This is a genomic window from Ensifer sp. LC384 (genome assembly GCF_001695865.1).
Classification (GTDB): Bacteria; Pseudomonadota; Alphaproteobacteria; order Rhizobiales; family Rhizobiaceae; genus Ensifer.
Genome location: NZ_MBST01000037.1, coordinates 18864 through 37628, shown reverse-complemented (window position 1 = coordinate 37628; position 18765 = coordinate 18864). Strand labels below are relative to the sequence as shown.

General features: G+C 57.0%; 16 protein-coding genes, 1 tRNA gene and 3 pseudogenes. 12 read left to right on the top strand and 8 right to left on the bottom strand.

All coding sequences use genetic code 11. The features are described 5' to 3' along the window. Nucleotides 1-325: 325 nt before the first annotated feature. Entirely contained in the window at nucleotides 326-487 is a 162-nt protein-coding gene (locus tag BC363_RS35190; RefSeq protein ID WP_161952487.1) for a hypothetical protein, read from the bottom strand. A 6-nt stretch (nucleotides 488-493) separates the two neighbouring features. On the opposite strand from BC363_RS35190, the pseudogene BC363_RS24125 reads away from it, so the two are divergent. From BC363_RS24125 to BC363_RS33790, 4 genes and pseudogenes are all read left to right on the top strand, one after another. Further along, a pseudogene (locus BC363_RS24125) lies at nucleotides 494-727 on the top strand (ATP-binding protein); the annotation flags it as partial. Between the two features lie 140 nt (nucleotides 728-867). After that, complete coding sequence (locus BC363_RS24120; protein WP_065785461.1) at nucleotides 868-4233, top strand: adenylate/guanylate cyclase domain-containing protein; 3366 nt, start codon at nucleotides 868-870, stop codon at nucleotides 4231-4233. 506 nt (nucleotides 4234-4739) lie between these two features. Continuing rightward, a pseudogene (locus tag BC363_RS34705) lies at nucleotides 4740-4841 on the top strand (DDE-type integrase/transposase/recombinase); the annotation flags it as partial. Nucleotides 4842-5378: 537 nt separating this feature from the next. Beyond that, nucleotides 5379-6381: pseudogene (locus tag BC363_RS33790) on the top strand (IS30 family transposase). 146 nt (nucleotides 6382-6527) lie between these two features. Here the strand turns inward: BC363_RS33790 and BC363_RS24100 are convergent. Further along, the gene (locus BC363_RS24100) at nucleotides 6528-6818 is read right to left on the bottom strand and encodes a type II toxin-antitoxin system RelE/ParE family toxin (RefSeq protein ID WP_065785459.1); all 291 of its coding nucleotides are present in this window, start codon (nucleotides 6816-6818) and stop codon (nucleotides 6528-6530) included. Next, nucleotides 6815-7063, bottom strand: a complete 249-nt coding sequence (locus BC363_RS24095; RefSeq protein ID WP_065785458.1) for a CopG family ribbon-helix-helix protein — start codon at nucleotides 7061-7063, stop codon at nucleotides 6815-6817. Before BC363_RS24095 ends, BC363_RS24100 begins: the two co-directional genes overlap by 4 nt. Nucleotides 7064-7190: 127 nt before the next feature. Here BC363_RS24095 and BC363_RS24090 point away from each other — a divergent pair. Further along, a tRNA-Ile gene (locus BC363_RS24090) sits at nucleotides 7191-7266 on the top strand. 268 nt (nucleotides 7267-7534) lie between these two features. Beyond that, on the top strand, nucleotides 7535-8440 hold the full coding sequence (locus tag BC363_RS24085; protein ID WP_065785457.1) for a hypothetical protein: 906 nt from the start codon (nucleotides 7535-7537) through the stop codon (nucleotides 8438-8440). A 12-nt stretch (nucleotides 8441-8452) separates the two neighbouring features. Here BC363_RS24085 and BC363_RS24080 read toward each other — a convergent pair whose 3' ends face one another. The 3 genes from BC363_RS24080 to BC363_RS24070 form a co-directional block, all read right to left on the bottom strand. Next, entirely contained in the window at nucleotides 8453-10237 is a 1785-nt protein-coding gene (locus tag BC363_RS24080) for an ATP-binding protein (protein ID WP_083223632.1), read from the bottom strand. Further along, nucleotides 10234-11580, bottom strand: coding sequence for an SIR2 family protein (locus tag BC363_RS24075; RefSeq protein WP_065785456.1), 1347 nt, complete (start codon nucleotides 11578-11580; stop codon nucleotides 10234-10236). Before BC363_RS24075 ends, BC363_RS24080 begins: the two co-directional genes overlap by 4 nt. Before the next feature lie 120 nt (nucleotides 11581-11700). Next, nucleotides 11701-12429: a hypothetical protein gene (locus BC363_RS24070; protein ID WP_141690415.1), complete on the bottom strand. Its 729-nt coding sequence runs from the start codon at nucleotides 12427-12429 to the stop codon at nucleotides 11701-11703. Between the two features lie 278 nt (nucleotides 12430-12707). Here BC363_RS24070 and BC363_RS24065 point away from each other — a divergent pair, with 278 nt between their 5' ends. Beyond that, nucleotides 12708-13478 carry a metallophosphoesterase gene (locus tag BC363_RS24065; RefSeq protein ID WP_065785454.1) on the top strand — a complete coding sequence of 257 codons (771 nt, stop codon included), beginning with the start codon at nucleotides 12708-12710 and terminating at the stop codon, nucleotides 13476-13478. A gap of 22 nt (nucleotides 13479-13500) precedes the next feature. Here the strand turns inward: BC363_RS24065 and BC363_RS35605 are convergent, their stop codons facing one another. After that, nucleotides 13501-13677: a hypothetical protein gene (locus BC363_RS35605; protein WP_210183664.1), complete on the bottom strand. Its 177-nt coding sequence runs from the start codon at nucleotides 13675-13677 to the stop codon at nucleotides 13501-13503. 225 nt (nucleotides 13678-13902) lie between these two features. Between BC363_RS35605 and BC363_RS24060 the strand changes: the two genes are divergently transcribed. The 5 genes from BC363_RS24060 (at nucleotide 13903) to BC363_RS35600 (ending at nucleotide 17364) form a co-directional block, all read left to right on the top strand. Continuing rightward, the gene (locus tag BC363_RS24060; protein ID WP_065785453.1) at nucleotides 13903-14427 is read left to right on the top strand and encodes a hypothetical protein; all 525 of its coding nucleotides are present in this window, start codon (nucleotides 13903-13905) and stop codon (nucleotides 14425-14427) included. 27 nt (nucleotides 14428-14454) lie between these two features. Next, nucleotides 14455-15291, top strand: coding sequence for a carbon-nitrogen hydrolase family protein (locus BC363_RS24055; RefSeq protein WP_065785452.1), 837 nt, complete (start codon nucleotides 14455-14457; stop codon nucleotides 15289-15291). A 63-nt stretch (nucleotides 15292-15354) separates the two neighbouring features. Continuing rightward, entirely contained in the window at nucleotides 15355-15831 is a 477-nt protein-coding gene (locus BC363_RS24050) for an HIT family protein (RefSeq protein ID WP_065785463.1), read from the top strand. 200 nt (nucleotides 15832-16031) lie between these two features. Further along, nucleotides 16032-16820 carry a GNAT family N-acetyltransferase gene (locus BC363_RS24045; RefSeq protein WP_065785451.1) on the top strand — a complete coding sequence of 263 codons (789 nt, stop codon included), beginning with the start codon at nucleotides 16032-16034 and terminating at the stop codon, nucleotides 16818-16820. A 379-nt stretch (nucleotides 16821-17199) separates the two neighbouring features. Next, nucleotides 17200-17364, top strand: coding sequence for a hypothetical protein (locus tag BC363_RS35600; protein ID WP_141690414.1), 165 nt, complete (start codon nucleotides 17200-17202; stop codon nucleotides 17362-17364). 696 nt (nucleotides 17365-18060) lie between these two features. Here the strand turns inward: BC363_RS35600 and BC363_RS24040 are convergent. Further along, nucleotides 18061-18708 carry a hypothetical protein gene (locus BC363_RS24040; protein ID WP_141690413.1) on the bottom strand — a complete coding sequence of 216 codons (648 nt, stop codon included), beginning with the start codon at nucleotides 18706-18708 and terminating at the stop codon, nucleotides 18061-18063. Nucleotides 18709-18765: the final 57 nt, after the last annotated feature.

The following is an 18765-nucleotide window of genomic DNA, read 5'->3' as shown; positions in this document are numbered from 1 at the left end:
TGGTAAACCTTTGCCCCAGCGGCGCGGTATTCTGCGCCTGTGCCGGGCGACCGACAAGCGTGGCAGGTCACTGCCAGCTATACTCCTTTGGGGTGATCTGGCGGCGCGGGCCAACCGGGCGCTCGCACCACTATCGTTGCAAGCAAGTATCCCCGACCAAGCCGGGGGCTTGGTTGATGTGAGGCGCTCAAGCGGCTGGAGGGGGACGCTGGCGCGGCCCCTGCTTCAATGAGCCACCTGGAGGTGGCCGTTCAATGCTATCCGCGCCGCGCTCTAACGCCGCCGGGTCGCTCGGATCCGCCAGCGAACGGGCCGGGAGGGACATTCACCTCGGGCAGGATGTCGAGGTCGCCATTGTAGGCGCCCAGGTGATCTCGTTGCCGGGCTCGGCGGCGACGAGCGGAACCCCAACCCGGTCGATCCGCTGCAGGACGTCGCCGATACCCGTCAGGTACAATTCCGGCGAGATATCGGAGAGCTGGTACATGTCCCAGCGTTGAACGAGAACGGCTGGCGCGTGTTATTCACTCGCACGGCCGACCTCATCCAGAAGCTTCAGGTCGCGCGGCGGAAACTCCAGCCCGAAGCCGCCATCGTAAAGCTCGCAAAGTTCGATGTGCTCATCCTCGACGACCGGGCCTACGCCACCAAGGACCAGGCCGAAACGAGCGTGCTCTTCGAACTCACCTCCGCAAGATATGAGCGGCGTTCCATCCTCGTCGTCGCGCTATACGCCTGCAGCTCGTGCCACCTGACTGATTTAACGACGACTGAGCAGGGGTCCCTGGTGTAAGCTGCGTATTCTTGGCCGTTGGACAGCGCGTCAGAGCATGCCGTAATTGGACCATAATAGTTGGATTCTAGGTCATGCCCGATATCGGAGAGTGGCTCACCAGCATAAGGCTTGAGCGGTATCGCCAAACCTTCTTGGAAAATGGCATCGATCTCGATGTTGTCGACGATCTCACCGATGCCGACCTGAGGGAACTCGGCCTGTCTCTTGGTGACCGCAAGCGGTTTCTCAGGGCGGCCGCGGCCGTAGTTCGCCGGTCGTCGTCTCTTGCAGCGACGCCGCAACCCCACGTATCCCCGACCCCTAGCGAGGCGGAAAGGCGCCACCTGACGGTGATGTTCTGCGATCTCGTAGGATCGACAGCACTGTCCGCACGCCTCGATCCAGAAGACCTGCGGCAGTCGATCGTCGCTTACCATACTTGCGCCACCGAGGTCGTCGGCCGGTACGACGGCTTCGTTGCCAAGTATATGGGCGACGGCATCCTCGTGTACTTCGGTTACCCACAGGCTCACGAGGAGGATGCCGAGCGGGCCGTGAGGGCCGGTCTCGCGGTCGTCGAGGCGGTGGCCCAGCTCGACGCGGCAGGCGAACGCTTGGCTGTTCGGATCGGAATTGCCACTGGTCTGGTCGTGGCGGGCGACATCATCGGCGCCGGTGAGGCCGAAGAACATAGCGTAGTGGGCGAGACGCCGAACCTAGCGGCCCGCCTGCAGGCGCTCGCCGAGCCCGGCACCTTGGTCATTGCCGAGGCGACCCGTGCGCTGCTCCGGGGCCAGTTCAAGCTCGAAAGCCTCGGGGTGCGGTCGATCAAGGGCTTTGCGGAGGCGGCTGAGGCCTTTCGGGTGCTCGGGGAAGTGCGGAGCGGAGACCGCTTCGAGGCCTGTCACGCGACCGAAGTGCTACCGATGGTCGGCCGCGATCAGGAACTGGCGCTATTGGTCGATCGTTGGACTCTGGCCAAGGCAAGAGAAGGTCAGGTCGTCCTGCTCGAGGGCGAGGCCGGAATCGGCAAGTCGCGTCTTGCGCTGGCACTTCGCGACCACCTCTCCAGAGAGCCACACTTGTTGCGCCGCTACTGCACCTCACCCTACCACACCAACAGCGCGCTTCGTCCGGTGATTGCCCAACTCGAACAGGCGGCGGGGTTTGAACGCGATGATTCATCGGCCGTCAAGCTCGCCAGGCTCCAGGCACTGCTCGCCGAACAGGGTGAGGTAAGCGAAGCGATCCCATTGCTGGCCGAGCTTCTCGGAATCCCAAGCACCGGCCGGTATCAAATACTGAATCTCGCGCCCCAGCAGCGCAAGAGCCGGACCTCTGAAGTGCTCATCGACCAGCTTGCCAGAATGGCTGGGAAGCAGCCGGTGCTCATGGTGCTTGAAGACGCGCACTGGCTGGACCCGAGCAGCCTTGAGCTGTTCGGCTTGTTCGTGGACCGCATCCAGCAGCTCTCGGTGCTGCTGGTCATTACCTACAGGCCCGAGTTCGTGCCGCCTTGGCGTCGTTACCCGCACGTGACGAGGGTGGCACTGAATCGTCTCGACCAGATGCAAGCTCAATTGCTGGTCGAGCGGCTGACCGGTGGAATGCCACTGCCTATCGAAATGCTCGATTATATCCTGGCCAACACCGATGGCGTACCGCTGTTCCTTGAGGAGTTGACCAAAACCATGCTCGAATCTGGTCTCCTGGGAGAGGCTGGCGATCATTTCGGACTGGCTGCACCTATGACGCCGCTGGCGGTCCCGGTGACGCTACATGACTCGCTCATGGCCCGCCTCGACCGCCTCGGGAGGGCCAAGGTCGTGGCCCAGATCGGCGCCTGCATTGGGCGCGAGTTCTCCTATGAGTTGATTGCGGCGGTGGCAGCGCTCAACGAACCGGAGCTACTGCGTGGGCTCGACGAACTGGTTGGTACTGAACTGGTTTTTCGGCGCGGTAGTCCGCCTAAAGCGATCTACAGCTTCAAGCATGCGCTCGTCCGCGATACCGCATATCAGTCCCTCCTCAAGAGCCGCCGCCGGGAGCTCCATCGCCGTATTGCCCAGGTCTTCGAAGAGCAAGCCCCACACGTCGTGGCCGCCCAGCCGGAACTCTTGGCGCATCATCTCACGGGGGCCGGACAGCTACCGCAAGCGATCGTGTTCTGGCATCGTGCGGGCGAGCATGCCAATGATCGGGCGGCGAATGCCGAGGCTGCCGGCCATTTGGCCAAAGGCCTCGATCTGCTCACTCAGATGCCCGAGAACCCGGAGCGTCTCGAGCATGAGCTGACATTGTTGACCACCCTGGGGCAAGTGCTTACCGCCGGGAAGGGCTATGGCCACCCGGAGGTCGAGCGCGTCTACAGCCGTGCCCTTAGCTTGGCGGAGCGGGTCCAAGAAACGCCCAGGCTGTTCCCGGTGCTTCTCGGCCTCACCATTCATCATGCAGTGCGGTCTGAGCTCTCCGCGGCGCGGGACCTTGGCAAGCGGCTGTTGGCGTTGGCGCAGCAAACCTCGGATCCCGTGCTCGTGGTGGAAGCGTCCTACGCGCTGGGCATCACCTGCTCCTGGCTCGGCGAATTCGCCTCGGCATGGCAGCACTTCGAACACGGGATCAGCCAGTACGACGTCGCCCAGCACCGGGCGCATCTGGCGCTTTATGGACAGGATGGAGGACCGATCTGCCTGTGCCGTGGCGGCATGGCGCTGTGGTATCTCGGCCACGAAGACAGGGCGCTGGAGCTGATGGCCAAGGCGCTCGCCATGACTGCGAAGCTCGGGCATACGTTCAGCCGCGCCTACGTCCTCACTTGGGCGGCGATTCTCCACGTACATCGACGGGACGTGGCGAAGGCGCAAGAGGCGGCGGAATTGGCGTCAGCGTTCGCGGCCGAACACGAATTTCCATTCTGGCACACACAGGGGGTCTTCCTGCAGGGGTGGGTGCTGGCTGAACGGGACCAGGTCACGGCAGGCATCGAGCGGTTGCGAAAGGGGCTGGCTGGCATGCGGGCGATCGGGTCAGGAATGACCGAGCCTTGGGCAATGGGCTTGCTCGCGGCAGCATATGGCAAGGCCGATCGTTTTGTTGACGGCCACACCTTGATTGACGAAGCGCTCGCCATTGTCTCGCGCACCCGCAACCGCTGGTGTGAGGCGGAGCTACATCGGCTCAAGGGCGAGCTCATATCATCGCTCTCGGAGCGCAATCCAGCCGAAATCGAGGCGTGCTTCCACCGTGCTGTTGACGTCGCGCGCATGCAGGATGCCAAGATGTGGGAACTGCGCTCGGCGGTGAGTTTGGCACGGCTTTGGCGGGCACAGGGTCTCAGAGCGCAGGTTTGCGAGCTGCTCGCGCCGCTCCTCGGCTGTTTCGCGAAGGGCCACGGAACGCTCGATCTTCAGGACGCTCAAGCGGTCTTTGAGAGCTGCGGAGGAAAATTGAGCACCTGAACACCAAGCGCTGTTAGAACCATAGATGAATTGGTGGCCTTCTTGCATTGCAGCCGGTCCAGGTTGAAATGCGACATGCTGCTGACAGCAGCCTGGACACCTTCCGCAAGGAAGCCCAGCGCTATCTCGCGACCGAAAGGCACTTTGGTCATCGCCAATTATTTCCGCAAAGCCATGGGTCGGTGGAAAGGTGGCCACGTCTCACCCTTGGCTGCCTATGATGTAGAAACCGACCGTTTCCTCACCCTCGACGTTGCTCGGTACAAAAATCCCCCCGATTGGGTAACGACAGTCGACCTAGTTAACGCAATGAACACGCAAGACTCGGACAAGGACAACCGTACGCGGGGTTATGTTCTGATTGCTACAAGGCCATGATGTTGGCTAGGCCGGATTGCAAATCGATGCCCGCGCCAGCATTTGCCGATGTTCCATTTACGGCCACGAGCGGCCGGTTGACGGGTTCAAGTTGTCAAGCGAATCGAGGAATTGCCCCCCCTTTTGCCGGCCGAAAACACTGGCTTTGGCGGGCCGTTGATCAGGATGGATACGTTCTCGACGAGATCGTCCAGGACCGGAGCGACACCAGGGCCGCTAGGCGATTGCTTTTCGGCCGCGCGGCAGGTGAAGTGGAATTATAGGCCAGCGCTTTGGACAACCGGCAGCCATAGACCTTCGGCGCCCCGCCAGCCGGTAAGCGGGATGTCGCACTTGCGGTCGAACCTGCCGATTGGCGCCTTACGGACACAATTCTCAGCCGAGCGAAATGGGTGTCCCGCGATCTGGATCGTGCTCTGAGCGTAAGAGGCGGTGCACGAAAAGTATGCGAGGATAGCTAGAGCGCATGAGATATTGTTCGTCATTGCCAAATCCCTTCCAATATTAGAAGTTGCTGAACATACTTCAACCGGGAGAGGTTTGCGCTTAGCCTTTTCGAACTAGCTCAGGCGGAGGAGGATATCTGAAGCCTCAAATGGCGAGAAATGCGGAGGCGAATAGTGTCTGGTTGATCTTCCGCCACTCTCGCGAAGCGCGATCAATGTTCCCGGCGATACATTATGCGATTTTAGACGCACAAAAGGTACATTCTATTTTCAAGTGCGACATGCCAATGATTTCAATGGCTTCCCCTTGGAGATTTTGGAATGTCCCGACGCTATTCGCAGCTGAATCTGGCCGATCGACGCCGCCTCTTCCACTTTGTCGAACGTAAACTGCCGATCAAAGAAATGGCGCGCCAACTCGGTCGTCATCGATCGACGATCTATCGTGAGATCCGACGCAACACATTCCACGATCGCGAGCTGCCCGACTATAGCGGTTACTTCCCAACAGTTGCTGACGACATCCGCAAAGAGCGGCGACAGCGTTTGAGGAAGCTTGTGCGGCACCGGCAATTGCGCGAACTGGTGATCGAGCAGCTGAAGGCACTTTGGTCACCGGAACAGATCGCCGGCCGCCTGCTTGCCGATGGCGTGAGCGCCGTGCGTGTCTGCACCGAGACGATCTATCGCTTCATCTATGGCAAGGAAGATTGTGCGCTGGAGCTCCATCAGCATCTGGCGGAAGCTCGCCGCAAACGCCGCCCCCCGCGGCTCGAGGAAACCCCGCGACGGCACTTTTCCTGCTGCCTGCAGGATATCGCAACGTCCTGATTTCATTGCTGATCGTTCGCAGTTCGGGCACTGGGAAGGCGACTTGTTGATCTTCCAACGTGACTTGGGCAACGCCAACGTAACCTCACTGATCGAACGCAAGAGCCGCTACACCGTCATGATCAAGAACCAGAGCCGGCACTCACGACCGATCATGGACAAGATCATCGAAACGTTCTCTCCCTTGCCAGCCTTTGCCCGGTAGAGCTTCACCTTTGATCGCGGCACGGAGTTTAGCGGCTTCAGGGCTTTGGAAGATGGCATCGGCGCGCGCAGCTGGTTTTGTGACCCCAGTGCGCCATGGCAGAAGGGGGCCGTGGAAAATACCAACAAGCGCATCCGCCGGTTCATGCCAGGCGATACGGATCTTGCAGCCGTGTCGCAACGCAAGCTCATCCAGCTTGCTCGCCATCTCAACGACCAGCCGAGAAAGTGCCTGAATTACAGGACGCCGGCCGAAGTGTTCAGGGCACATTTGCAAGATGGACGCTGAACCCCTACCCTAAAAACCGGCATGATGCACTTCGGTTAGGATGTCCCGAACGGGAACAAACGTTAAAGTTGCCGCAAGTTCATCTCTCGATCTTTGATGAGAAGTAGCCCGTCACCAAAACAAAAGACGCGTTCTGTTGGCCGTGCCTAGAGAACCTCCGGCCATCTCTGGTGAGCGTGCATGACGGTGAGGATCTCGACGTCCCGACTTACGCGGTAGGGAATGATGTAGGGGATGTCGACTAGCACGAGCTCGCGCGTGCTCTTGATGCGACCAGGCCGCCCACTGGCAGGGTACTCCGCTAACGTATCCACGGCAGTGACAATCCGTGCCACGACGCGGGCCGCCGCATCCGGATTCTCTTTCTCGATATACGCGCCGATCTCATCAAGCCGCCGCAACGCTCGAAGCGTCCAGCGAATACGCTTCCCGCTCATGATTGACGAGCAGACCTGACGTACTTCCCGACGACGTTCGCCACATCTTCATCGCTGGCGAACTCACCCCGCTCGGCCTCGGCCAGCCCGGCTTCAATCTCGGCAAGCTGCCATTCCTGCTGCTCAACAAAAGCTTCGATGGCTTCCGCAGCCATATAAGAGCGTGACCGATCCAGCTTCTCAGCGATCTGATCCAGCTTGCTCGCGGTTTCATCTTTTACACGCACGGTAAACGCAGCGGTCATCGGCCTAACTTTCTATGGTTCACCTTGATTATCGATGAACCACTCTGGTGCGTCAAGGTTCAGACCTCCAACGCATCCACCAGGCGCTTCATCAATCGGTTTGCCGCCCTTTAGAAACTCTCTGGTGGGGCCTGTAGCTCACTGGTCAGAGCCGTCGGCTCATAACCGATTGGTTGCAGGTTCGAGTCCTGCCGGGCCCACCATGTCACTCTTGCTCGCCACATACCTCTGAACTTTCGCCACTGAAATTGAGCAAAAGACAACCTGGGGTAGCTTTTTTTCGCATTTCTTTTGCAGACATGCGATATTCGGTTGCGTCGTCGGTAATAAGGAAGTTTGCTCCCGATTGCGGACCGTACGGTCTAGAGGACGGTTTCCGTGGAGTGGCAGGTCTCTTCTCCATGAGAGGGCCGGAAAGAATGAAGAAACGTTTCCTCTGCTAGAGAAGGCCCCTTAAGCGGGAGCTTCGACATGGCGGTAAAAAACTTCACACTCGTACAACGAAATTTTGAAGAGGCTACACATCCAATTCTTGAGCTGCCTGCTACGGTCACAGCACTCACTGAGAGAAACATCAGCGCAATAGATTGGAAGAAGCAGACCTTCTTCCCGCGCCACAAGAAATTTACATCTGACCTTGTTGGCGTCACGCAGGACGGCGACGTTATACATATAGAGCAGGAAACGTCGCCAGGCGGCGACTTTTCCTTTCGCATGATCGAATACGCCACCCTTATTTCGGTGGCCTTCGATCTGAAAAGACGGTTGTACCAGTACGCCTATTACACTGGCGACGAACCACGCAAATCTCGGTTAGTTGAACACAACATGGGCTGGTTTCAGCATCGGTTTTTTTTCATGGACGCCGGGTCAGAAGAGGTTTGTCAGCGCCTGATTAAGAAGCCACTTCCAACCGCCGTCTTGTCACTCCTTGTCAGAAATTACGATCTCGCCGAGAGATATTCCGAAGCCTTAGTCGAGCGCATCGCAAAATTGCACCCTCAGGATCGGCAGCCCGTTATTGCTCATTGCATACAGGTCTCGTCTCTTAGAGGCAGACGCAATTTATTCGAGACAATTCTGATGGGTAAACTCCAATACGATCCAACACTTTTTAAAAATCCGGCAGCGGAGGCGGCGGTCAGAGATGCGTTGATTGATCAGTTGCCGGATGCTGTCTCCCAGCTTCCTTTCGCGATCTCACCCCCGTTGACCGACTATATTCTGCACCAGATGAGTGGGTGGGAGATGTCCGCGTTCCTGAAGCATCGTCAGACGTTTAGCTCTCAAGACGACCTGATGAAGACCTTGGGCCTTGAATGGGTGCCAGACGTTCCACAATCTGATGTTCAGAGTGGTTACGACAACGGCATGTAAGCTTAGGCGGGATCACAAAGCCTTGCTTCCCCAGAACGCTTGATACCTGGGCCCATGGGATTCTGGTTGCTGCCCTTTCTCGGGGCGGTCAACGAGCACAGGCAGCGGAGCCGGTAACTCCGGCCCGACGATGATCGCCTCTCCCTGGGCGAGCGACGGAATGAAGGCTGCGGCGTCGCGATCCAGGTCGCCGCATGCTCGTTCAATCGTTTCGCGGTCACGATCATTGGTCAGGCGGTGAACGAAGAGCGTACCAAGCTGGCTCAAAACGTCGGACGGAACGTCCCTCGGGCGTTGCGTGGCTATTGTTGTCGTCAGCCCGTACTTTCGGCCTTCCTTCGCTATAAGACCGAAGGCGTCCAGCATTACATGGTTGGTGTCGTCGCCGATGGATCGACCGATGAATTGGTGGGCCTCATCCAGGAAACATACAAGCGGACACGTCTGAAAAACGTTTTGCCGAGCCAAGCCGAGCAGATACCGGCCAAGCGTGTTCAGCAATAGCTCCCGGGTATTGTATTTGAAGCTCACGTGTTCGAACGATAGAACGAGCGCCTGTTGGCCAGGGTCTGCGATGAAGTCTCGTATCTCTTTGCAGATGTCCAAACCATCATCAGAGAAGAGACATCTCATTTCCGGCGAGGAAAGATAGTTCTCGATACGAACATTCAGGGAGTTGCAGGTTCCAAGCGCAAAATCGTCGTGAGTACCGTAGGACCCCATGCCATCGTTCGTATGCTGCTTGATGCACTCTTCTTTGATCTGGTCAGAAAGCAGGTGGATGTCGAAATCGCAAAATTGCGAATCTAATTCGGTCGACAACTCGATTAGCGCCAACGATAGAGCATGACGACTGTTTCCAGCTTTTCTCACCACGCCGCTTTGGCGCACCTCAACAAAACCCCGTTTTCCGACGGAGTAGCGTTCACTGCCGTCCTCCATCGTTTTGACTGCGTACCGTAATGGTTCCTTTCGCAGGGCGGTGGCAAGCCTGAGACTCTTAATCGCGCTTCGAAGGTTTGGCCCCTGCATTTGCACCGATGGCGTCAGAAGGGCATAGAGATCAATCTCGGAGAGCTGTCGGTAAGGAAATCTCGCCAGAGGCTGCTTTTCGTTCGCTTTGGAAAACGAAAATTCTTTTGCCCCGGAAACCTTGCCCGCGAACTCTCCTGTGGGATCAAAGAGTATGCATTTTCCGCCAAGCCGGACGATTTCGTTGAGAAGCTTGGAAATGGTCCAACTCTTTCCGCCGCCTGTCGCGCCGAATACTCCACAATGCCGCCCAAATAATTTTTCCGGCGGCATGGCAATCGATGCGTCCGCGATTCCGGATAGTTTGCCGAGGTTCACCAACAGGCGGTCGTCTTTTCCCGGCTCGATCTCGCCCTGAAGAGCTTCTCGAATGGCAGCTGCAAGTGCTCCACCGTCTGCCAGATAAATACCATCGCCTACACGCGGCTTTATGTTGATTCCGCGCGTTACCTTGTGTGTCGCTTTGTTGACTGTCGCGAGAAGTTGGGCCCGGCCTTGCGGTTCGGCGCTTGCATCAACTTCCATCTGGCGTTCCAGCCCGGGCCGCTGCCGGTCGGGGATGAAGACATCTGTTATCCGGCCGAGGATCGTCTCCTGATCGCAATCGACGAACACGAAGTCCCCGGTTGCGCCTCTCGCCAAGCCTCGTTGCCCACTGGCGGCCAGCGCTTTCGGGATGGTCAGCTCAATCGAAGACGCACTCACCCTCGTCACGGTGCCGACGCGCTTGTCAGGATCGATCAGCGCGATTACTGGATCGGTCATACTGCGGCATCCCTGATTTGATCGAGGCGCATCTGGAGACGTTGCCGATCTGACTCGCCCGTAATCGCGGGAAATGCATCGACCAAGTCCTCGAACCTGCCATTTAGCAAGGTCACTCGCGGATCGCCTTCTGCGACCAAGCGAGCCATCCGATTTTGATATTTCCTTGTCGGTAGCCCGACGTCGAGGAGGTGGTCGGGTGCGGGATACGCGTCCAGCTTCACCGCCGGGATGAAAGACGGATCGACCAAAATGAGACGGAGGCTGAGGTTTGACTCCAGAGCTGACCAGATGGGAGCGCTGATATGATCGTCAGCGAAGCCAAAACCGGCTATCAAAAGTGCGGTATCTGGTTCACGAAGCGCAGCTTGAAATGCCGCGAACATGTCGAGGTACGGAATTTCGAAAGCTTCCTGATATTTGGTCGATCTTGGATAGATCAGCACCGGTTTCAGGGCCGGATCGCTGGCGCGAGAACGGATGACTACGCCGTCGGCTCGGCGTCGCCAATCAATCGAGCCGTGAAGCTTGTAAAGGTGAAAGACGCCATCGATGTAGTCAGCCTTCGTACCGGACGGCTGCCGCCTTACAACATCATGCTGGAAGTAGTCGCGGTTGAAACGTTGTTCGGCACTATGTGAAAACCCATCGACGAGCACGACGCCAAGGCGAGACGCAGCCTCTTCGACGCAAAGATCGTAGTTTGTCGTAAACACCTTGACACGTGGCTTATCCACGGCACGTTTCGCGAATTTCTGAATTAACCCCCTGTGGGCGGGCAGATCGGTTGATTGATCAACAAAATCGACCTTCTCAAGGATCGCACCTTCGGCTTTCTCGATGAAAATCTTCAATTTTCTGATCGGTCCGTCGGGATCGGTTTTTTCAACTTCCTTGGCTCTAACCTCCATCAATTCGAGCTTCATCTTGCAGAGGCTAAGGAGATTTTCGATGTCGCCCGCTTGCCGCTTACCATCTTTTTCTGGCGGTAGGGTGCCTATGACATCGAGGACAACGTTGTCGAATTTTGAATAGTCGATTAGGTCTTCCTTGCAGACGTTGTCTCTGGCGGCTTGCCAAAGGTCGCCCATGCCTGGTGCTTGCCGTGGATCAGCGTTTTTCGCACAGAAGGAAGCACCTGAACCAAGAAGCGTCAAAACGTTGGTTGCGTGGACGGCCTGCGTCAGAACCTCGTTGACGCGTCCCTTTGCGCCAGCGATCCTTTTGCTGCTGGCATTGTCTGGATCAGCTTCCTGATCCTCCCATGCGAGCCATTTTCCTTCGCGTGTCAAAAGCCGCAGATTTCCTGCCGCGCCGGGCTTACCTGTCCAAAAGTCGCTCAAGGTTCCTCCCGACTCGCAGATCAACATAGAGTTGAGGAAGAACTATTAGCGCTTTTGGATTCAAAGCAACACGAATGCTTTGTCGCACTGTGGACGGCGCGTTACTAAATCTACACCAGGTTAAATCGCCGGGTGGAATGAGAGCGCCGTTTCAGGATCGTCGCGGTGGGGTGCCAGAGAGACAGCTTCCGTATTCCGGCCGAGGAAAACCATCCTGGGATAGCCGCGCCAGTTGAGGTCCTGTTGGACCCACGGGTCCAACCGAGCCTTCTCAACCATGCCTTTCGGAGCACCCGCCGGGTAACCCATTTCCGCGTCGACGTGTTGGCCAGCAAGGTGCGTGACGACCCTAGCCGCCATGGTTACTCCCGCAACGACGGCAGACCTGTCGCCGAGCACGGAACCGTCGCATCCCGGCGATACTCCGCGCACGGCGGAAAGCAGGGGTCGGTCGCCCGGGATCAGCAGGTGGTAATATCGGGTCAGGCTCCTCAACGTCTCTCCAAGGGAACGATCATCGACAGTAGCGAAGTCGGGGTCATTACCGACCAGAATTACGTCGAAGCTCCACCTCCCGTATCGGTTCGACTTTTTGACGTACGCGCCCTCGAAATACAGGCCTTCTGCCACGTCGATAGTCAGGCTCTTGTGCTTACCAAAGCAGATGAAGACCTCGTCGAACGGCACCGATAATTCTTGTAGGCGAATGCCCTCCCATCCACTTGGCGGCAACTGCTTAATCAAAGCAGACGCATCGACAATACGCCCCGGGGTTAGCATGACGTCTTCCGCCAACGGTCTCAACAAGGTCAGCGTCTGGAGCCGCTCGGTCCGCTCGTCCTCCGTCATGCCCGCAAATTCCTTTGACAGCGCCCAGCTCTTTACAATGCTCTCCTGCCGAGAAGTTCTACGCAGGGAAGAATTTGCCAGGGATTGCTTCCAGGTGTCTTCGACGGCGTCCAATCGGTTGTGCGAAATCCCGTGGAAGTTGACTGTTCGGCACGGATGAGGGTATCGCATTGCTCGTTTCCTTCTTTGTCGGCAACGAGCTTTCCAGGAAATCGTGCAACCGAGAAACTCCGCGACGAGTTCCTCGGTGACTATGTATGAAGCGGTCGAGATGAAAGATGCAGCTGCGATACGCAATCGGTGATGTACACGGTCGAGCTGACCTGCTCAGGGTCCTTTTGGACGCAATTGTGCAGGACGCAGGAGCCGCCGATGTCGAGCCGGTCATCATCTTTCTCGGCGACATCATCGACCGTGGACCGGAAAGTCGTCAGGCAATGGACCTAGTCCAGAAGACGATCACCGACTTTCCGAGGTCGACTCTGATCCTTGGCAACCATGACGCTTTCTTCAGAGCGTTCCTGAACGGCACCTACACCGACGAAATGGCCACAAACTGGCTTACACAACTCGGTGGAATGGAGACCATAGACTCCTACCTTCCTGACCGGCCGCGACGGCTCGACGACATCAATGATGCTCTGCAGGAACATTTTGACCACCATCGCGAGCTGCTGAACGCGGCGGTCGACAAGGTCGTCGCCGAAAATTTCTGCTTCGTCCACGCGGGAGTCAGGCCCGGCGTCGCTCTGGATGATCAGGACCCTCGTGATCTGCGATGGATCAGGGAGGAGTTTCTCGATTTCGAGGGGCACTTCGAAAAGGTCATCGTTCACGGTCATACGCCGACGGAGTCGAACTTTCCGGAAGTTCATCCCAACCGGATCGGGATTGACACTGGCGCATATTTTAGCGGCAGGCTGACGGCGGCCGTCATTGAGACAGAGGGAGCGTTGCGATTTATCTGCGCAACCGAGAGATCGTCAGGCAGCATTGACGTTGAAGATGTTTCGGCCGAGCAAGCCGTTCCACTGCTCCCGGCGGTTTAGGTAGCCTCCTTCCGTAAGAGGACTAGCCCGCCAATGCCGCACGCAGGATCGAAAACCAGCGCGGCAAATAATCGGGCGCTTGCAAAGCCAGAATCAGGCTGGACAGGACGAGCGCAAATCTCGGCGCAATGGTGACCTTAAATCCCACCCCCTTCTTCCATATGAACTCCATGTGCAGCCTCGTCACATCGGTGAGCATCGGTTCCAATTATCGTGTAGGGATCGTGGCTGCAAACACTAGATATAGTATTAATTCGTGTGTGTAGGCTCTGCTGGAAGGTGCCCTTTCCAAGGGGTTGGACCACTCGGAAGCAAATGCCACGAGGTCCCTTTTTGTTCGAATCCCGACAAGGTTCGCTTGCTAGAGGCTTGTTAATGAAGCAGCCTTGGAGGTGTAGCGCCTGCCAGCCGGAGGGAAACATCAGTGACGCATGTAGTCGTAATTAACGGCCCTGCTGGTGTCGGCAAGAGCACTATCAGCGGGTACTTGGCAAGCTTGTATCCCGGCTCCATCAATGTTTCCGGCGACTCAGTCCGTTCTTTCGGTCCCGCCGATGCAAAAGACTACCTTGGACCGAAATCGACATATCGCGCCAGTGCGTCGTTGATTTCCGACTATATCGCAATGGGAGCCAGACGAGTTCTGTTTGATTACATCTTTGAAACCCGCGACGCGATGGAGTGCTTTTGCCGGTTCTTACCTGCCGCGACACCAGTTTATTTTTTCACAATCTGGGCACCCCTCGATACTGTCCTTTATCGAGAGGCCACTCGTCCCGGAAGAGAACCCCTCGGAGACCGCGTCCTTCAGACATATGACTCGCTGAATCGCAATCTGCACGCCTTGGGCGAAATCGTTGAGAACACAAGTTCCCTAGAGAACGTCGTAGCCAGGATCGAGAATATAATCGAGGTGTCAAAAGGTATTCAGGCAGGGTCGTTTCAATGATGCCGATGATTTAAGAAGGAATAGATTGTGAAGATTGCCGCTGCCCAGACTGTCGTGTCAAAGGACTTATCCGAAAACGCAGATACCATCAGACAGATACTCTCGGATGCGGCTTCAGAGGGCGTGAGGCTGGTTAGTTTCTGCGAGGGCGCTCTTTCAGGATACTCCAAGGCGCAGATAACTGATCCCGATGACTGGCTGTCTTTTGACTGGCGCACCCAGGAAGCTGAGTTGCGGAGTATCGCCAATCTTTGCGGAAAGCTTGGCATCTTCGCCGTCGTCGGCGGGGCGCACATGCTGTCGGCGACAGGCCGTCCTCACAACAGCCTCTACATTTTCTCGGCAGCTGGCGAGTTGCTCACCAGATACGACAAGCGGTTCCTGTCGAACAGCGAGGTCAACGACTGGTACACCCCCGGCACCGATCCGATAGTCTTCGAAGCTGACGGCTACCGTTTCGGTTGTGCCGTCTGCATGGAATCCCAGTTCCCCGAAGTGTTCAGCGAATACGAACGTCTCGCGGCCGATGTCGTGCTCTTCTCCTCCTACGGGATTCCAGAACACTTTCAGATCGCGTTGCGGGCACATGCGGGCTTGAACTGCTTGTGGATCAGCGCCGCCACCCCTGCGCAAAAAGCACCGAAGGGACCTGCGGGCATCATCGGCCCTGACGGCAAATGGTCGGCACTTTGCGTTGCCTCAACCACCTCCTGCTATGTGGCGGCAGTGCTGGACCGAGATAATCCGGCGTATGACATCCCGCTACAAAAGGCTCGTCCATGGCGGAAGCAGGCTCGGTTGGGCGACATTTATCGAGAGAAGATTGTGAACGATCCTCGAAGCATGGATAGAAAGCAATACTAATTGCCGGATGTCTGCGCCTTCGTTTTTCAGAAGCGGACTCAGTCCAACAATGGATTTTTGAATTTGGATATTCCCCGACACTTCCATGTATTCGAGACCGAAAACTGGCTCGTCAATCATCGGATGAACTCGGCTCTGCCGGGTTATCTGATGATCAGTTCCAAGACCTTCACCAATGAGCTTTCCACTCTGTCGGTCGAAGCGCTGGCAGAACTAGGCCTGCTGATGGCAAAAGCTCAGCACTGCCTGCAGGAACAGTTGAAGGCACAACGTGTCTATATCGGCCGGTACGGTCACGAGCCCGGATACTCAATCCACTTCCATGTGATACCCATCTACGATTGGGTGGAAAAACTGTTTTGGGAAGATGAGCGATATCGGTCGCTTGAATCTTTTGCGGGCTCCCCCGATAGCAAAGGGACCGACGGCGCGGAGCTAACCTTGTTCGTCTGGAGGGAGTTTTGCGAAAGGGCGGAACCGCCTCCAATCCAGGGGGCATCGGTTGCTCAAGCGATAGATGTCCTGAGACGCTCCATGTGAACCCGCCTTCGCGGCGAGCGGTAAACATCTACTGCAACGGGATCGTCTCTGCTAGGCTTAGACGCCGCTGCGGTTCGAATGGGAACGCGCCAATGCCTCCGACCGCTCGCTCCGACTGAATACAGTAAGCATGTGCCCGCAGAATCCCGACAACACGGCCGTAGCTATTAGACGGCCGATCAGACCAATGCGAGGGGGCAATGAACTACTACGGCACTGAGAAGCAGCAACGTCTTCAGCGGCAGTGTGATGAGGCGCAATCGATGATTGCGGCCACGCCCGGCCTTGTACAGGCGGGAAGGTTCTTCTCCGTCGATGATATCGACCGCATCGACTGGGCCTTCGTCGAAGACCGCCTCGCGAGTGACGGTGTATTCGGCTTTCGCATGATGCCGACCACTCGGATCGACGAAATCCGAGAGAAGCTGGGATCGTCCTATCGGATGGACCTGTGGAGCGTCTTTAGCGCTGATCGAGATACGGCAATCGCCGCCTGCACTTCAATTTTGGAAACTGATCTGCCGGATGGCCTGACACGCGTCGACCTGACCGATCACTCCGAGGAAGAGGCGATCAGGCTTATTCAAACCTGCATGGCCGAGAATGGGATCGCGCCGTTCTCCGGCGCGATGCTGATCGGTCAGGTGGTGCCCGCAGCCACGCTCGCGTTCGCCGACGCCGACGGGCACATCAACGCAACGGCACATGCGAACATGGCCTTCAATTCGCACAGCAGACATCGAGGCACCGCGTGGGTGGGGCTAATCACGGTGGCGGCGCTGGCGCGTGGACGCGGCCTCGGCCGTTCCATCAACGCGATGGCGATCATGGCGGCGGTTGAACGCCTGGGCGCGAATGCAGTCGTCGAGTTCGTGCATGCCGACAACACGGTCTCGCGCCGTATGATCGAATCTTGCGGTCTACGTGTCGACCCGACGCTCGTCTGCGGCCTGGCGGTGCCGACAGTCGACGCACGCTTTACAACTTAGGCAATCGCATCGCGGCCAGGTTCCTGGCCTGTAAGCGCGGGGCTTTGGGCGAGATGCCAAAGGCTTGTCCATCGGGTAGGGCATCTGGGGCCAGATCGCTAGCAATAACCGAGTATCGCAAGGATGGACTTGGGCGCTTCAACCTTGAAGTTCGCCGTATCGCAGCAGTGTGGGCAAACGGCATCCGTTAGGTGTCGTAACCGTGTCGAACATCATGTGCCCATTGATCGGCATTGTCGTTCCATCGGGCCGCAACTTCGGCCTCTGATACCTGGGTCACGCGGTGCTCCTTTTCGGGATACGATTTTGTTAATGTATTTGTTTCGAACGAGCCAGCAACAAGTGTGCTATTAGGTCCACCGCTGAGTAGAGGGACCACATGAGCGACGACAACATCATTAAATTTGAACGGCGGAAATCAAAGCAGGAGCCAAGAGCGCTCAGTCCAGTGCGGCGGAAGGCGCTTACCTGGCTTGCCGTGATAGCAGGGTTAGTCCTGGTGTGGGCTTACTACCAATTCATCGCGCCGCCGAGCATGCCATGAGAGTTGCATGAGAGTTGCTTGGTGGCCTATTGATGGCTGAAGCTTGGGAACGCGGTGTTTCCGCCGGGCTCTGCTTCAACACAATACGGTGCCACCGACCTTGCTTCATCCGTGATCGGACATATTTCTTGTAGGATACGGCATCTTTTGGCCGCTTCGACCGGTGGCGACTTCTGTTGCAAAACCAACAGGCAGCAACGATATTCTCCTCAGTATCGAGCCCTCCGTCACATCGAGCCACCAAATGCTCTGCGGTGCACCGGAAGAGCCAGACGGCCCGGTCTGATATTCGAAAGTGAGCGCCGAAGATTTTCGGATCAGTCTCCCACATAGGCAGCCCGCAATAGTAGCAGTGCCAGCATTGCTGCTCGGCTGCCAAGCGTCTGAGATTTTGTAGTCTGTTGTTTGATTTCACGAGTCCACGTCCTTTGCTTCATTGCTGAAGCGGACGTGCAGCGACTTAAGAGCCGCCCCTCAGTTGGGAGGTAGTCCTCGCACAAGACGACGCCTAAAAGCGTCACTCCGCAGTCTTTTGACGGTACGAGCACTTTAATGGGCACTCGCTGACGGGTCTTCAACCAACCCCAGGCAAGCTAATCGTCTTGCCTCCGCTAAACCAAAGGTAATTGGGTTAAGCAGATTGTCAACCACGTCCGCTCCCGCCAGGCGGCGCAGGAGCTGGTCGCCGCCAAACATCTATTCGAACTGACCGCGAGGATCACTTCTGGCGTGCGGCAGGAGTTCGTAGCTTTCCAAGTTTGCCATATCGAGAAAATATCGAGCCTTGCGCTTGGGCCCTGCTCGAAGCCAATCCGCGAGTTCTGATTGCGCAAGCCTTAACCAATCTGGAAAATCCTCGGGTGTCCGAAAGTCGCCTTCAATAAAGCCCGTCAAGGCATTCGTATAAATGATGCGACCAACACCTGGGAATTCATAAATCTCGTTGCCGCGCTTTCCCTGTAATCGCTCCTCGATGAGCCGACATCCGAGAGCGAGTACAATTTTGTCTTCAGGAAATCGCTCATCTTCGAGAAACCAGTGCACGATTTCGGCTCGCCGCTCCGCATCGCTCAAGCCATGGTAGGCACCGAGCCCCATGTTACAAATCGTGCAACACGGGACGAGCTTACACTGGCCGAAATTCTCCTGAATCTGCTTCTTGGTAACGAGACCACCGTTAGCAAACCGGTGAAGAATGTAGACCGGCGGTTGGTGGTCGAATTTGCCATCATTCGGCATACCGCAATAAATGCATAAGTTGCCTGGGGCCGTCGTATAGACCCGGGCAAAGCGCTTCTCTGCCTCACGTCGATTATATTTGAGATGAAGACGCGTTCCGATCACAATGGTTACATCGATATCCCGGACAACAATGAGTTCGTTCTTATCCTATCTCTATTA